Here is a 16,435-nt window from a genome sequence, read left to right as displayed (position 1 = left end):
GGTGGTTCTTGACATACGGCGCCCATTCACGGAAAGGAAACGATCAGCGTCAACTCTCCCGTCAACCGTACTTGCCCCATGCCGTACGGCAAGATGAAATGATCGCCTTTTTTGATGGAACGGCAACCCGAATCACTGACCAACGCCCCGATTCCGTCGATGACGCTGATATTGATGAAAGCGTGGGATTGCCACAAATCCATGTCCCCGTGGACATCCCATTTTTGAACGGTGAAATAGTCACATGTGATCAAGGTGGTGACACACCCCCCTGGCACCCTGCACACTTGTGGGCGGAAAACCGCCTCCCGGTGAGGGTACCGGATCACATCCAGCGCCCGTTCGATGTGCAATTCCCTTTTGTTTCCCGCTGTGTCAACCCGGTTGTAATCGTACAGTCGGTATGTTGTGTCGGAATTTTGCTGCGTTTCCAACACCAACATTCCCGGACCGAGTGCATGAACGGTGCCGCTGGGTACGTAGAAAAAATCTCCCGGTTTGACTTTGACCCGACGCAGTAACCGATCCCATTCCCCCTTTTGCAACCGTTCCTCAAATTCTTCCCGTGTTTGTGCCGTATGACCATAGACCATCTCTGCGCCATCGGTGCAATCGATGACGTACCAACATTCCGTCTTGCCGTTTTCTCCCCGCTCCCATCGGTTGGCGTACGGGTCGTCAGGGTGCACCTGAACGGAGAGATCATCGTTCGTATCCAATATTTTGACCAAAAGGGGAAACGATCGGGACGGATGGTGACCGAACAGCTCCCGATGATGATGCCACAACTCCCCCAATTTCCACCCCGCATAGGGACCATCCGCTACGGTGCTTTGGCCGTTCGGATGTGCGGAGATGGCCCAACATTCGCCGGTTTTTTCGGACGGAATGTCGTAATGAAACCGCTCTCTCAGCGTATGTCCGCCCCAAATCCGCTCCTTGAAAACCGGTTTGAGAAAGATAGGCGCCGGTCGCAACAAACAACCACCTCCGATACAGAGAATGTCAGCGACTTCGTTTGGCATTCATCCACCACACACGAGAACGTGTCCGGTTCATTCCACCAAAGTCCCTCTTTCCCGTTTTTTCGAGGGAAGACCCAAGCCCGACCAAACGGTGAACCGAAATGGAGAGGGAACCGTGACAATGCGGTCAACAGACGCACAGTTGAGGGGCGGGACCGATTCCCGTCGAGTAAGGAGCTTCAGACGGGAATCGGGGTCCGCGGACTTTGTCAATAACCCGAATTCATTTTGCGGGCAATTTCCCCTAAAGCGAAGCGTCTTTGTCCGCGTGCTCGTTTCCGGTTGACAACGCCCTTGATCTGCTTCCTTTCATGCGCAGGTGCCAGCGATCCGGGAAAATGATGCACGCGACATGGTCCAGACACTCTCTAGACCGCAGCCAACAATTGGCGTGCTTCCTCTTTGGTCGCCACCTTCAGCAAGGCGTTTCGAAACTGCTCATCGATCAGTTTTTGGGCCAATAACCGGAGTATTTGCAAATGCTCATTTCCGGCTTGCTTCTCAGGTACGGCGATCAGAAAGACCAACTGAACCCTTTCGCCTGACGGGTCCCATATCACCCCTTCCTTTTTCACTCCAAATGCGACCCGCGGCGTTTTCACGGCATCTGATTTGCCGTGGGGAATGGCGATTCCGAAGCCGATTCCCGTATGGCCTTGCGTTTCGCGTTCCATGACAGCGTTCCTGAACCGCGAGGCATCGATGAGCACACCCGAACGATCCAACATGTGAATCATTTCATCCAAAATCTCTTCTTTAACGCGGCCGGATAATTCCAAATCAATCAAATCATCCGTAATCAACTGTGCCATGTTCATTTTCTCCACTCCTTTTCCTGTATTCTCACTCGCCGTCGGAGACTGTTTTTTTCAGTGCATTGACCAACAATGCCGTTACAACCGTCCCCACCACGATGGCAAAGGCAAACATCGGAACATGGTCAACGGCTTGGAACACCGCCACGATCGGCCCCCCATGCGGCACATGATCCGTAACGCCCCCCAGCATGGCGATCACTGCCGCCACCATGGAACCAATCATGATGCTCGGAATGACGCGGAAAGGGTCCCGGGATGCAAACGGAATCGCCCCTTCCGTGATTCCGACCAATCCCATGGCCAAAGCCGCCTTCCCTGCCTCCCATTCTTCGGGGTAATATTTATGCTTGGCCAGCAACGTGGCCAGACCCATGCCGAGCGGCGGCGTGCAAATCGCGGCGGCAATCGCTCCCATGATAAAGGGCTGTCCCTGACCGATCATCGCCGCTCCGAACAAAAATGCCACCTTGTTGATCGGACCGCCCATATCAAATGCGATCATCGCTCCCAAAATCAAGGCCAACACCACTTTGCTGGCATCTTGCATACCGTTGAGCCAATGGGTCAACCCCGTCATGATCGCGGATATGGGTGCCCCGATCACATAGATAAAGAGAACGGCGATCAATATGGACGTGAGCAAGGGAATCACCAAAATGGGCATAATGGGCTGAATCATCTTCGGTACGCGCAAAGATTTGATGCCTTTGGCCAGGTAGCCCGCCAAAAATCCGGCAATGATCCCACCGATGAATCCGGCGCCCGCTTCGCTTCCGTAAAAGCTCCCATTGGCCGCGATATAGCCGCCGATCATGCCGGGAGCCAGACCGGGGCGATCCGCGATGCTGTAAGCGATGAATCCGGCCAGGATGGGCACCATGAACAGAAAACCGGCCTTACCCACTTCCAACATCGGCTTCCAGAATGAATGATCAGGCACCACAAACCCCTGCGAGGTGGGTTTTCCTCCGAAACCGAGCGACAATGCGATCAACAGTCCGCCGACCACCACAAACGGGATCATGTAGGAAACGCCACTCATCAGGTTGCGGTAAAAGGATCGCTGTGTTTCCGCCTTTTGCGCTTGTGTTTCCTCCCGTTTTCGTTCCACTTTTTCCGGGTCCCGGTACACGGGAACATCCCCCTCGGCGAAACGTTTCAACAACTCTTCCGGTCGATGGATCGCATCCTGTACGGAACACTCCAACACCCGTTTGCCATGAAAACGATGTTTGTCCACCTCCTTGTCCGCGGCGAGAATAATCCCGTCCGCTTCCAGAATCTCCTCCTGTGTGAATGCGTTTTCCACACCGATGGAACCCCAGGTTTCCACCTTGATCGTATAACCGGACTCTTCCGCCGCTTTTTTCAACTTTTCGGCAGCGATGTACGTGTGAGCGATCCCCACTGGACAAGCGGTTACTGCCAACAGTTTCATCCTGCTCCCTCCGTTTCAGAGTTCATTCAGAAATTGTTCAACGCAGTCCGCCTTCCGGAGTGCATGGAGGCGAACCGGATTCTCCGACAGTTCCACCAAATCCGCAAAGACGCGCTCTGCTGTTTCTTTGTCTTGCCAATTCACACACGGCATGATGACGAGAAATACCGGATTGCCTTGCCAATCCATCGGTTTGTTCAGCCGTGCCACCGCCACGGTGGATTGAATCACGAGATCGACTGCACCGTGCGGAGTGGCTACACCTCCCCCGATATAGGTGCTCGATATTTGCTCCCGGTCCCACGCGCTTTCGGCAAATCCCTCCTTGGCGAAACCGGCTTCGATCAACCGTTCGGCCATCAATCGAATGACTTGGTCACGATCCTCCCCGTCCACGTCCAGCCAAACCATCCGTGGATCAATGAAGGTTTTCAATGTGACTGTGGCACCGGAGCGGTTCGAACCGGTTGACGACACTTCTTCCATCACCGCGCGTTGGATATTCTTCCGATCCCGTTCGCTGAGCAAAGGGGACACATGAACCATGGGAATGCTCGACTCTGTCAATGGAACCGTGCTGATCAAAAGATCGGGCCGCACCAATTCGAGTGACTGCTTCAGACGGGAAACCGGGGTTGTGCCGAGGATGGTCAATGACGGGAACCAGCGGCTGATTCTGGCTGCCATCAACTGGGAAGTGCCAACCCCCGTCGTGCAGACCAACAGTACTTTTTTGGGGTGTACATGATGTTTTTTCAACCGCTCCCAAGCCGCTTGAAAATGCATGGTCAGATAGCCCGCTTCGTCTTCCGAAACCTTGCCTTCCATATCAAATTCCATCATGGAAACTGCCAACAGTACGGTTTCAAACATATAGCGGTATGATCGCTTGATATCATGAAGGATCGGATTGGTTACATAAAGGCGATGTCTGATCCGATGAACCGCCGTCTGCATGTGAATCGACAGGCCGACCAGCAACTCCCTGTCTCGGGTGAGCGGCAATCCCGTCAACTCTTCCATTTTGGCAATCAATTTTTGTGACAGCTGGATCGATTCCTCATCGACTCTGTCGAGAGAATGGGTCAACTGATCAACATGGACGGGAACATAGTGCCATTTTGCTCCCAACAGATGCATTGCCATGTAAGCGATTTCATCTTTGGGCAAAGTGACGGCGAACGTTTTTTCCAGATCCTTTGCCAATTCCTCGGCCAACCGATACTCCCGCTTCACCTGAAGCCTGGCCATTTCCCCGGATGACAAACAGATTCGGCACCCCATTTTCACTCTTTTGAGAGCGATCGCCACATGCACCGTCAACCGTTCCACCGCCTCGTCAGTAAAACGAAGGTCCGATTTCCGTTCGATTTTCCGGATGGTTTGTTTGATCAACGCATCTTGGTGTGAAGGCTCCAAGCGGTTATTCCCCAAACTGCCTTTGGATGGCATTTGCGAAAATTTGGCCATCGCCAATCTTCTGGATCGTTCATCCCCCTCCACCCGTAAACCCATATTGGGTTTGCGGATCAAGCGAAGCCCGTATCGATCCAGCCATTGTTCAACCAAGGTCAAGTCCTGGCTAACCGTGGCTTTGCTCACGTACAATCGATCGGACAATTGTTGCAAAGTGAACACGCGCTCTTCCTCTAGCAGAATCCGCAAAAGAATGATTTTGCGATGAAAAGGGTCCATCAATGTGGTGTCAGGGCCAGTCTCATGTGCATGGTCCAGATGGTGCAATATGGCCTCCCGTTCCTCGTCCGACACCCGGAGTTCAACGCCCATCCCGGGTTGTCTGATGATCCCCGCACCCAAAAAAGATTGCAACCAAACATCCAGTCGTTTCAAATCGTTGCGAATCGTTTTTTCGGACACGTTCAGCTCTTTGGCCAATTTTTCAGTGGTGACATAACCATTGGTATGAACCAAATACCGCAACAATTGCTTTTTTCGCTCTTCCAACCCTATCACCACCCAAACACTTCTGAACCAGCCCTTCGTCGACTATTATACAGAGATATTTCTCTCTCAAAATAAATAAATGTTACCGGAACCCTGCGGAAACCATTGAACATCGTGCATATTTCCACTGAAAACAGGTACGGATTGTGGACACAGTGGTCGGGATCTTGCCTGATGTCGCTTCACTTTCCCGGATCGCTCCCGCCGGAAATGAGACGAGAAATCCGTACCGCTTTAGAAGGGTGACCCATCTTCCCTCCCGATACGCGGGAAAATGGTCACCCTTCTCTTGACAGATGTATCACCCGTAACTTGTTCCCTCACGGCTTTGGCACCAAGGACTCCTTTTGATCGCCGCGGACTTCTCGCTTCATTTGGCGTGCAACCCAATCTATCCATGAAGGCTTATTTCTGTTTTGTTTGGTACGAATGTGTCATTGGACATGCTCAATGATAAGGGCTTTGGGGATGTCAACTGACATGAATCAAGTCAAGTCCGGTTTCCAATCAAATGGCGTAACAAAGAATTGGGAAACTGGGGTATTATGGTCATTCTGAATCATTTGGATTTACGATGGCGAAGTGTAGATGATCTTCCCATTTCCCGTTAATCTTCACGTTCTTCTTGGAAAGCCCCTCCTTATGAAATCCCGCTTTTTCCAAAACTCGAATCGACCCGATGTTGTGTGGCATGACTCCCGCTTCAATTCTGTGCAACCGGAGAACCTCAAAGGCATAGTCAACAACCAGGCGCACAGCTTCAGTCGTATAGCCACGTCCGTTGTTCGAGTGATCCAAATAATAGCCCAGCCAACAAGTCTGTAAAGGACCACGGACCACTTCAGTCAACTCAATGATGCCAATCAGTTCATCAGTACCGATGAGGAAAATGCCGAACGTGTATTGCTCGTCTCTTTCCCTCTTCGCCAAGCTGGTTCTGATTCGATTTAACTGATATTCCTCCGTATAGAACTCCTCGGTCCTTTCTGGTGTATACCGTTGCCAAAAATCTCGGTTTCTACGGTGCATCTCTGTCAACGGACCCGCATCTGAATCCTCCAAAAATCGCAAATAGATTTTGTGTCCCACCAATTTCATCTTTGCTCACCCTTTATATCAAACAGCGGTGGATGGAGTATCTCGTCTTTAGCAGTACCCATCCCTGTGTCTCGCAGCCCGGTTCCCCATGTGTTCCGGGATTTATTTGAAGTGCACAATCCTTTTATTTTCGAGACAGTTCAAACTTTATCCTGCCAACAAAAAGAGGACCTTTGCGGTCCCCTTCGACGGGCTTTGTCAGTTCAAATCGGCCCGTTTACCGGTTTGGATATATACGATGTTTTCCGCGATATTGGTCGCATGATCGGCGATCCGTTCGAGGTAGCGCGCGACAAAGGACAACCGCAGCGCCACTTCGGTGTCCGCTTGGTTTTGCTTGATCAGATCGAGCAACTCGTTGACGATGTCATGATACATCCGATCCACTTCGTCGTCGGTGTCGGCCAGTTTGCGAGCGAGCGCCACGTTTCCGTCGATGTAGCTGTTGATCCCGTCATGCACCATCTGCTGGGTGATGGCGGCCATTTTCGGGATATCCTCCAATTCTTTGAACAACGACAGTTTTTGCTCGACCAATTGCACCGTCACCTGGGCGATATTGGCGGCCAAATCGGCCATCCGCTCCATGTCCGACGCGATTTTCATCGCCGCGATCAACCGCCGCAAATCGGTGGCCACCGGTTGTTGCGTGGCGATCAGTTTGGCGACGGCATCGTCAATTTTTCCTTCCATTTCATCGATGACCGGATCGTGTTCCAACACTTCCCGCGCCATACGGGCATCCAACCTGGACAGCGATTTCACGGCCTTGTCAATCGCGATTTCCAGGTGCTCCCCCATTTGCAGCAACAGGTTTTTCACGTCCTGCAACGACTGGTCAAATTGGCGAATCATCTCGATCCACTCCTTATCCATGCCATACCGGTCAGCCAAACCGACCGGTGATGTAATCCTCGGTCCGCTTGTCCTGCGGGTTGGTGAAGATGTTTTCCGTCAATCCGGTTTCCACGACTTCGCCGTTCAAAAAGAACGCCGTATAAGTTGACACCCGCGCGGCTTGTTGCATGTTGTGGGTGACGATGACGATCGTGTATTCCCGTTTTAACTGTTGAATCAATTCTTCCAAACGTTCGGTCGAGATGGGATCGAGTGCGGAAGCAGGCTCGTCCATCAGGATGATCTCAGGCTCCACGGCCAACACGCGCGCCAACACCAGCCGTTGCTGTTGTCCTCCCGAAAGTCCCATCGCCGACGCGTGCAGACGGTCTTTCACTTCGTCCCACAGGTTGGCCTGCCGCAGCGTGCGCTCCACGATCTCGTCCAGTTTTTTCTTGTCTTTGATACCGTGAATTTTGGGACCGTAGACGATGTTGTCATAGATCGACATCGGAAACGGATTGGGCTGCTGAAACACCATGCCCACCCGCTTGCGCAACTCAACCACATCCCGGTCAGGCGCGTACACATCCGCTCCGTCGATCTCCAACGCCCCTTCTACCCGGACATTGGGGATCAAATCGTTCATCCGGTTGATACTGCGCAGGAATGTGGACTTCCCGCAACCGGACGGACCGATCAATGCGGTGACGTCCCGTTCCGGAATCGACAAGCGGATCTGTTTGAGCGCCTGGTGTTCGCCGTAATATAAGTTGAAATCCCGCACTTCGATTTTTCCGCTCATGACAACGACTCCTTCTCCCTGGTTCCTCCTCCTGACGCATCAGCCGAAGCGTCCGGTCAGATAATTCTCTGTCTCCCGCCGTTTGGGATTGGTAAACAATCGGTGCGTCTCATCGTGCTCGATCAGTTCTCCCATCAGGAAAAACGCCGTGTAATCGGAGATGCGCGCCGCTTGTTGCATGTTGTGTGTCACAATGGCGATCGTGTATTCCTTTTTCAGCTCCTGGATCAACTCTTCAATCCGTGCCGTAGAGATCGGGTCCAACGCGGATGTGGGCTCATCCAGCAGGATGATCCGGGGGCGCATCGCGATCGTCCGTGCGATGCACAGGCGCTGTTGCTGACCACCCGACAATTGCAGAGCAGAAGTGTGCAGGCGGTCTTTCACTTCATCCCACAAACCGACCTGACGGAGGCTTTGCTCCACGATTTCCGGCAATTCTTTTTTCTTGGCGCCATGGATGCGCGGGCCGTAAGCGACATTTTCGAAAATCGACTTTTGGAAAGGGTTGGGTTTTTGGAACACCATGCCCACCTGACGCCGCAGATTGACCGCATCGATCGCGGGATCGTTCACGTTGATCCCCTCAATCAAGATTTCTCCGGTGACACGGGCATGCGGAATGGTGTCGTTCATTCTGTTCAAACAGCGCAGAAATGTCGACTTCCCGCAACCGGACGGACCGATGAACGCCGTCACCGCTTTTTCGTACAATTTGAGGTTGATGTTTTTGACGGCGTGGTTTTCCCCGTAATAGACGTTGAGATCCCGCGTTTCCAACAATACCCTGTGCATCTCGGTCGCAGCCGGCTCTTTCGATTTCGGCTGAACCGTCCGCACCATGGTCTGCACCCGTTCCGCTGTCATCACCATCATTGATTCCTCCCATCAAGAACCGGATGTCATCCGTTTGTGAATCCAACGTCCCAATGCACGGGCCGTCAGGTTGAAAAACAACACGGCCAATACCAGCACGGCTGACGCACCTGCGGCCACTTCCTTGGCATCAGGGATAATGGCTTCCGAATTGATCTTCCAGATATGCACCGCCAACGTTGATGCCGGACGGAACGGATTGAGCGGCGAGGAAAGGGAAGTCGGGTCCCAGTCGGTAAAGTCCATCATCGGCGAACTCATCCCGGCCGTGAACATCAGCGCTGCCGCTTCCCCGAACACACGCCCCGCCGACAAGATCGTACCGGTCAAGATTCCGGGCAACGCCGCGGGCAACACCACTCGGGTAATCGTCTGCCACTTGGAAACGCCCAACGCATACGACGCTTCCCGTTGCTCACGCGGAACCGAACGGATGGCTTGCTCCACCACCCGCACCATCAGCGGCAGGTTGAATACCGTCAAAGCCAAAGCACCCGCCGCAAGCGAAAAACCCCATCCGGTATATTGCACGAACACCAGAAAACCGAACAATCCCACCACGATCGACGGCAGAGAGGACAGCACTTCGATGCTGAGCCGGAGGATGTCCGTCCATTTGCCGGGTTTGGCGTATTCCGCCAGATAAATGCCGCCTCCCAAGCCGAGCGGGATGGTGATCAACATCGTCAACACCAACAGATACAAGGAGTTAAACAACTGCGGCGCCACTCCTCCGCCCGCAGTAATCGTTGACGGCGGGGAAGTCAGAAAGTGCCAATCGATCACGCCGAGGCCCCGTACCAAAATAAAACCGATCAGTCCTGCCAATATGCCGATAATCAACAGGGCAATCACATAAAAGACCACTGTTGCAATCCGGTCAGCCAGTTTCGCATTCATCTCGCTTCTCCCCTTCTCGTCATCCAACGGATCAACACGATAAAGACCAGCGTCATCAACAGCAGAATCAGGGCCATCGACCACAATGCGTCGTTGTATACCGTTCCGGGAACGGTGTTCCCCATATGCAACGTAATTACGCTGGTCAGGGTGTTGATCGGTTGGATCAGGCTTGTCGGCATATTATCGGCGTTCCCGATCACCATCTGAACGGCCAATGCCTCCCCGAACGCACGTGCCATTCCCAGCACCACCCCCGTCATCAGGCCGGGCAACGACGTCCGCACCAAAACACGGGAGATGGTTTGCCAACGGGTGGCCCCCAACGCATAGGAGGCTTCCCGCATCGAACGGGGAATCGATTGCAGGGTGTCCACCGCTATGCTGGTGATGGTGGGCAGGATCATCACCGACAGCACCAGCACTCCGGCCAGAAGACTGAATCCGGGTCCTCCTGTCACATCCCGCAAAAACGGCACAATGACCGTCAAGCCGACAAATCCGTAAACAACCGAAGGGATGCCGACCAACAGCTCAATGACCGGTTGCAACACCTTTTTCCCCCACGAGGGAGCGATTTCCGTCATGTAGATCGCCGCACCGACACCCAGCGGTGCACTGATCACCGCCGCCAACACCGTCACCATAAACGACCCCATGATAAACGGCAGCGTACCGAAGGAGGGCGGGGTCCCCGTCGGCGCCCATTCGCTTGAGAAAAACTGGGACAGCGGGACACCGTCAAAAAGGAATGTAGAAACCCCTTTGGAAGCAATGAAATACAACAGCGAGAACAACGTGAGAATAATGACCCAAGCACTGACCAACGTCATCAAGCGCCCCTTAAGTTCCAATCGACGCTGTTTTTTGTCGGGTCGAAGCAATTCAGTCGCCCATTGACTCGTCGCTCGGTTCTCCATCCTGTCGAAATTCAACCCCTTCTACACGGAAAAGCAGGGGATGGCCATTACGCGGCCTCCCCTCGCTTTTCCGGAGTGTGTCTGTTGTCTTGTATGTTATTTTTTTTCTTTGACATTGCCTTGGGCATCCCGTTCCACTTTCATCTTGGTCACCGGGATGTAACCCATTTTTTCAACCAAATTTTGTTGCACTGCCGGAGTGAGAATGAAATTGATGAATTTTTCTTCAAGCTCTTTGTTTTTGCCATCTTTGTTGGTGTACATATGCTGGTACGCCCAAACTTTCCATTTATTGGTATATACGTTTTCATTGGTCGGTTCCACGCCATCCAACTTGACCGGCTTGATCGATTTGTCGAAGTAGGAGAAGGCGAGATAACCGATCGCTCCCGGCGTTTCCGCAACGATCTTGCGCACGGTTCCCGAGGAGTCTTGCACGATGCTGTCTTTGCCCCGGTATTCATTTGCGCCATTCAGGGCATATTTGACAAACGTCGAGCGGGTGCCGGAGTTTTCCGGACGGTTGACCAACACAATTTTTTGATCAACACCACCCACTTCTTTCCAGTTTTTGATTTTGCCGGTGAAGATGTCGATCAACTGTTGTTGAGTCAGATTGTCGATTCCCACTTTCGGGTTGACAACCGGCGCCATTCCGACGACAAACACTTTATGATCCACCAGTTTGGTCGGATCTTTTTGCTTTTCTTCGGCAAACAGATCGGAGTTGCCGATGTCGGCGGAACCGTTGAGCGCAGCACTCAAGCCGGCACCGCTACCGCCGCCCTGAACCGTGATTTGGGTTCCCGGATTTTCCGACATAAATTGGTTCGCCGCTTCCTCCACCAACGGCTGCATCGCAGTGGAACCCACGGCAGTCAGTTGTCCGCCGGCCGCTCCGCCTCCTTGCTGATTTCCTTTGGCACAGCCGACGGCGAGGCTTAATACCAACACCATCGAACCGATGGTGGCCAATGTCTTCTTCCACATGGATGAGTTCCCCCTTGGAATTGTTCACGTTGGTTTTCTGATCCATCCATTACATACATTAGCGTGCCTCTTTTGTCAGCTATTAAATCCAATGTTAAGCTTGTGTTAAGAAAATGGGCACCGGTCCTTCATCCAAGGCAGAAAACCATTTTTCCTTTCGTTTCTTCCATGCATCAGGGGCAAAGATCGGCTGAATGGATAATCACACCTGCTTTGTCAGGAGCGTGTCCGAATTTACAGCCGGGCAACTCGATCATAAGCGGTGATCAGCGTGGGAAACCGGAGCACGCAAAGCTGAAACTACTACAACGGAAACGTCAACGTAAACGTCGTTCCCTCTCCCACTTGGCTTTCCACATGAATCGTGCCTTTGTGCACCTCAACCAGATGTTTGACGATGGCCAGCCCCAACCCGGTACCGCCCGATGCTCTCGACCGGGCTTTATCCACACGGTAAAAACGCTCAAAGATCCGCGGCAGATCCTCTTTGGGAATCCCGATTCCCGTATCCGCCACCTGCAACCGCCAAGACTCCGTTTCCCGTTCCGCTCGAACGGTCACTTTTCCACCGGAAGGCGTATACGCCATCGCGTTGGAAAGCAAATTGAGCAGTATTTGCCGGAAACGGTCCCGATCCACGGTCACGGTAAACAGCGGGTCCGGCAATTGCACCTCCAATGTCAACTGTTTGGCACGGAATTGGTCCTCCATCGTTTTTGTCGCGGATTGGATCAGCTCACCGATCGGGACGGTTTCCAGTTCCAGATGGATTTGCTTGGACTCGATTTTCGACAGATCCAGAATGTCTCCCACCAGTCGCTGCAGACGATTGCCCTCTTCCAGGATGATTTCCAAAAATTCGCGGCAGGTGTTGGGGTCCTGCATCGCTCCGTCCAGCAATGTTTCCGTAAACCCAACGATTGAAGTGATGGGCGTCTTCAGTTCATGAGAAACATTGGCCACAAACTCCGACCGCATCTTTTCCAACCTGCGAATGGCGGTGATGTCATGCAGCACCGCCACCACACCCCTGCCGTCTTTTTCCACACCCATCGGCGACAGACTGGCTTCCACAATCCGTTCCTCAGGATAGAAAAAGTGGAGCTCTTTTCGCTGGCGTTCCCCCGTTTCCTGGCAACGGGTGATCAGTTGGATCAGCTCGTAAGGGCCGGGCAGATGCTGAATCGATTTTCCCTGGATGTCGGAAACGGGAACACCGAACAGCCGCTCAAATGCCGGATTGGCCAAACTGACGCTTCCACTGGGATCGACCAGAAACAGCACACTTTCCATCGTCTCGATGACGCTGGTTAACCGACGTTCGCTCTTCCGGATCGCACTCATCTGACTGCGGAGGCTGCGCGCCATCCGATTGATCGATTCTCCCAGACGACCGATTTCATCCTCACCGTAAACGGCCACGCTGCGATACAGCTTGTTGTGCGCAATATCCTCCGCCACCCGGGTAATCTCCTCGATCGGCCGGGTCACATCCCGTGCGAAGCGCGAGCTGGCCAGAGCCGCCAACAGGTATGCGACGGCCAATCCGCCCGCCATCGAAATCCATATTTGCCGGATGGAACGATTGACATCAGTCACATCCAATTGAATCCATACCGCACCCAAGATTTGACCGTCCCGAATCACCGGGATGGCCGTATTCAACCGGTTGTCCCGTTTTTGCGCGAATTGATTGGAAGGGGTTGTCCCCTTCAGTGCCTGTCGAACCTCCGGCAGGTGACGGAGATTGCGTGTACCCGCCTTGTCCCTGACGGAATCCCCCAATACCGTACCGTCGCGATCCAGAATGATCACCCGTGCCGACAATGTCCGACCAAATGCTTCCGCCTGGACATCAAACGAATCCTGTTTTCCCCAGTCCAGCGTCTGCGCCAACAAGGTCCCCTCTTTGTTGAGGCGTCCCGTCAGCGAGTCCAGATAGGTGGCCTGTAACAGCAGCCCGACAAACAATCCCGTTCCCAGCATGGACAAACCGATCAAAGTCAAAAACATCCAGGTCAAACGACTGCGCAGTGTTCTCATTTTTCCTTCGGACCCTCAAACTTGTACCCGATCCCCCGTACCGTCTTGATAAACACCGGATTACGCGAATCTTCCTCAATTTTGTCGCGCAAATGGCTGACATGTACGTCCACGATCCGGGAGTCGCCCACAAAGTCGTAATTCCAGACAGCATTCAACAGCTGTTCGCGTGACAGTACACGTCCGCGATTTTTGGCCATATAAACCAGCAGTTCAAACTCCTTCGGCGTCAGATCCACTTCCTGCTCGCCTTTGCGCACTTCGTATCCCACCGGGTCGATGTGAAGGTTTCCCACCTTGATCGGTTGCTGTTCCACGGTTTCACCCTGCTGCTCCACCGCTTCCATCCGTCGTAAAATCGCCTTGACGCGGGCCACCAACTCCCGGGGACTGAAAGGCTTGGTCATGTAATCATCGGCACCCAGTTCCAGACCGAGCACTTTATCGAACTCATCCGATTTGGCTGTCAGCATCAAAATCGGGAGATGCCGTTTCAGTTGTTGCCGCAGTTTTCTGCATACATCCAAACCATCCATTTTGGGCAACATCCAATCCAATACCACCAGATCCGGAGGATCCTGTTCAATCTTTTGCAACGCGGTTGTGCCGTCATAGGCACTGTCCACAGAAAATCCTTCTTTTTCCAGGTTGAATTGCACCAATTTCACGATGGACGGTTCGTCGTCCACAACCAACACTCTCTTTTGGCGATCCATACCATTCCCCTCCGGTTGCGGCTTTCGATTCCCTGATCCGGGATGAGCAGTCAGGGAATCCCTTCTCATCTTAGCATAAGTCAATTTTCAACCCGGAAAACGTTAAGATTATGCTGAGAAAAAGAAAACGTTTTCAGAAAACAATGGTCCGCACTCGAACGGGATCGAACGCACCCTGTTCCCTCTCTTATGAATGGCATACATAAAAGTTTCTCATAAAAAACTGAAACCGCCGGCTGCAAGGCCGACGGTCGTTGATTGACAGATCAAAAATTATCCAACGCGTGATGCAACAACGACGGGGCGGGCCGGGGCGGGGAAACGAGAAACTCACCTTCCACGACGGGGCGACCGTCTTCATCCCGCACCATCGCCTTTATGGTTACCATTTTTTTCTCCGCATGCTTTTCCGTCAGTTCCAGGGACAGGGTGACAGCAGCGCCGTGTGGCAACAATCGGGGAAAACGCAACCGCTGTTCCCGAATGACACTGCCGGGTCCCGGTAATCGAGTGGAAACCAATGATGTCATCCATCCGGCCAACAGACCCGGCGGAACGGCCAATCGTCCAAACTCCGCATCATGGGAATGCAAATACATCGGATTGGCATCGTCCATCACGCCTAAATGCAGAAGGATGTCACGATCGGCAACGGTCCGGGTGACTTCCAAACGATCTCCGACACCGAGATCGTCCCATTTCTTCCCAGCGGTTCGCTTGTTCCCGAGAATCATTTTCGACGCCTCCACTTCATGTATGCGCTTTCAATGCTATCATGTCACAAAATTCAATTTCAGTCAATTCGAACAGAAAGCACAAATATTGGAATCCTCATTCATACACTTTCCCAGAAAAAGCGTTTTATGCATTTTTAAGGAGGATAACGGGTACAGAACCCTCACTGCCACCACCATGAACCATATCCGCCACTTGGGAACACGCGCCCGCACAACCAAAAGATGAGGCTGATTCACTTCTCCCGCTTTAAGTCTTCCGGCTGTCAGGGTTTGGGATGACTAGCGAAAAACTGCCATATCATCAAACTTGCTTCCGGCCCCTGTGGATCTGTATAGGTACCTGCGTAACTTCCGCCCGACCACGCATGCCCCATCCCGTTGACCATCACCTTTTTCATCACCACATTCCCGGTCCGGTACCGGTACGAGTACTCCGTGTAGGCTTTACCACCCGGCACTGATTTGTACTCAATCAATTCGGCTTGATCATCCACATCGTTGTTATCCAACCCATCCATTGCCCAATCATTGGTTTGCGCCCATTGGGAAAGAACTTGGTGGCCATTGATTGAATATACGGTATAATCGGCCGTTCCGTGAACCACGATCGTCGGAACCACTCTGGCAAGTCCGCCCATCGCCTGATATGCCTTGGTTCCCTGCTGTACGGGATCAGGGCCGCCGTATAACATAGCCATCCAAGCTGCGTTTGTGTCGGTGGCCGCCTGGTATTCCAAACCGGAATGGACCCCGATGGCGGCAAATACATCGGGATAAGCGGCTCCCAGAATGACGCTCATCGCCGCTCCAGCCGACAAACCGGCCACATAGATGCGGCGGTCATCCACAGCGTAATCCCGTTTCACTTTGTTGACGATGCCGGCAATCGAAGCCGGTTCTCCCGTTCCCCTGAACTGGTGACGCGAATCAAACCAATTCCAGCATTTGTTGGAATTGGCCGAAGCGGGTTGTTCCGGATAAGCAACTAAGAAATGATACTGTTCGGCATAACTGTTCATTTCTGTCCCCGCTGCGAAACCGTCCGGGTCCTGTGTACACCCATGGAGCATCACGACGAGGGGAAATGGTGCACTTCCCGTATAACCGGATGGTACATACAGTTTGTATATACGCCCATCATCCGCCGTGTATCGGAGAAATTGACCTGCCGCATGTGTGGACGGAGCCATCATCATCGTTCCCAGTACCCATACCGACAATGTGACAACGGCGATGCACCACCACCGGGTGATTTTCTTCCTCATGC

General features: G+C 52.9%; 15 protein-coding genes. All 15 read right to left on the bottom strand.

The window, feature by feature from the left end; all coding sequences use genetic code 11:
* Window positions 1-26 precede the first annotated feature (26 nt).
* The 15 genes from manA to JQC72_RS05640 all read right to left on the bottom strand — a co-directional run bounded on the left by manA (window position 27) and on the right by JQC72_RS05640 (window position 16,433).
* Window positions 27-977, bottom strand: a complete 951-nt coding sequence (gene manA, locus JQC72_RS05705) for a mannose-6-phosphate isomerase, class I (protein ID WP_205493650.1) — start codon at window positions 975-977, stop codon at window positions 27-29.
* Between the two features lie 416 nt (window positions 978-1,393).
* Complete coding sequence (locus JQC72_RS16725; protein ID WP_335342406.1) at window positions 1,394-1,837, bottom strand: PTS sugar transporter subunit IIA; 444 nt, start codon at window positions 1,835-1,837, stop codon at window positions 1,394-1,396.
* 31 nt (window positions 1,838-1,868) lie between these two features.
* On the bottom strand, window positions 1,869-3,281 hold the full coding sequence (locus JQC72_RS05700) for a PTS fructose transporter subunit IIC (protein ID WP_335342405.1): 1,413 nt from the start codon (window positions 3,279-3,281) through the stop codon (window positions 1,869-1,871).
* A 15-nt stretch (window positions 3,282-3,296) separates the two neighbouring features.
* On the bottom strand, window positions 3,297-5,246 hold the full coding sequence (locus tag JQC72_RS05695; RefSeq protein WP_205493649.1) for a BglG family transcription antiterminator: 1,950 nt from the start codon (window positions 5,244-5,246) through the stop codon (window positions 3,297-3,299).
* A 549-nt stretch (window positions 5,247-5,795) separates the two neighbouring features.
* Window positions 5,796-6,344 carry a GNAT family N-acetyltransferase gene (locus JQC72_RS05690; protein WP_205493648.1) on the bottom strand — a complete coding sequence of 183 codons (549 nt, stop codon included), beginning with the start codon at window positions 6,342-6,344 and terminating at the stop codon, window positions 5,796-5,798.
* Window positions 6,345-6,542: 198 nt separating this feature from the next.
* On the bottom strand, window positions 6,543-7,199 hold the full coding sequence (phoU, locus tag JQC72_RS05685) for a phosphate signaling complex protein PhoU (protein WP_205493647.1): 657 nt from the start codon (window positions 7,197-7,199) through the stop codon (window positions 6,543-6,545).
* A gap of 31 nt (window positions 7,200-7,230) precedes the next feature.
* Window positions 7,231-7,986 carry a phosphate ABC transporter ATP-binding protein PstB gene (gene pstB, locus JQC72_RS05680; protein WP_205493646.1) on the bottom strand — a complete coding sequence of 252 codons (756 nt, stop codon included), beginning with the start codon at window positions 7,984-7,986 and terminating at the stop codon, window positions 7,231-7,233.
* Between the two features lie 39 nt (window positions 7,987-8,025).
* Entirely contained in the window at window positions 8,026-8,862 is an 837-nt protein-coding gene (pstB, locus tag JQC72_RS05675; protein WP_419179841.1) for a phosphate ABC transporter ATP-binding protein PstB, read from the bottom strand.
* 12 nt (window positions 8,863-8,874) lie between these two features.
* On the bottom strand, window positions 8,875-9,762 hold the full coding sequence (gene pstA, locus JQC72_RS05670) for a phosphate ABC transporter permease PstA (RefSeq protein ID WP_205493645.1): 888 nt from the start codon (window positions 9,760-9,762) through the stop codon (window positions 8,875-8,877).
* Complete coding sequence (gene pstC, locus JQC72_RS05665) at window positions 9,759-10,682, bottom strand: phosphate ABC transporter permease subunit PstC (protein ID WP_205493644.1); 924 nt, start codon at window positions 10,680-10,682, stop codon at window positions 9,759-9,761. The genes pstA and pstC overlap by 4 nt, the downstream gene beginning before the upstream one ends.
* Before the next feature lie 96 nt (window positions 10,683-10,778).
* Window positions 10,779-11,672 (bottom strand): phosphate ABC transporter substrate-binding protein PstS family protein, encoded by an 894-nt coding sequence (locus JQC72_RS05660; RefSeq protein WP_205493643.1) that lies wholly within the window; start codon window positions 11,670-11,672, stop codon window positions 10,779-10,781.
* A 303-nt stretch (window positions 11,673-11,975) separates the two neighbouring features.
* Window positions 11,976-13,715 carry a two-component system histidine kinase PnpS gene (pnpS, locus tag JQC72_RS05655; protein ID WP_205493637.1) on the bottom strand — a complete coding sequence of 580 codons (1,740 nt, stop codon included), beginning with the start codon at window positions 13,713-13,715 and terminating at the stop codon, window positions 11,976-11,978.
* Window positions 13,712-14,431 carry a response regulator transcription factor gene (locus tag JQC72_RS05650; protein WP_205493635.1) on the bottom strand — a complete coding sequence of 240 codons (720 nt, stop codon included), beginning with the start codon at window positions 14,429-14,431 and terminating at the stop codon, window positions 13,712-13,714. Before JQC72_RS05650 ends, pnpS begins: the two co-directional genes overlap by 4 nt.
* Window positions 14,432-14,697: 266 nt before the next feature.
* Window positions 14,698-15,165, bottom strand: a complete 468-nt coding sequence (locus JQC72_RS05645; protein ID WP_205493633.1) for a hotdog family protein — start codon at window positions 15,163-15,165, stop codon at window positions 14,698-14,700.
* 266 nt (window positions 15,166-15,431) lie between these two features.
* Complete coding sequence (locus JQC72_RS05640; protein ID WP_302104543.1) at window positions 15,432-16,433, bottom strand: extracellular catalytic domain type 1 short-chain-length polyhydroxyalkanoate depolymerase; 1,002 nt, start codon at window positions 16,431-16,433, stop codon at window positions 15,432-15,434.
* Between the last annotated feature and the right edge of the window lie 2 nt (window positions 16,434-16,435).

This window comes from Polycladomyces zharkentensis (genome assembly GCF_016938855.1).
Lineage (GTDB): Bacteria > Bacillota > Bacilli > Thermoactinomycetales > JIR-001 > Polycladomyces > Polycladomyces zharkentensis.
This window is presented reverse-complemented; position numbering and strand designations above follow the sequence as displayed.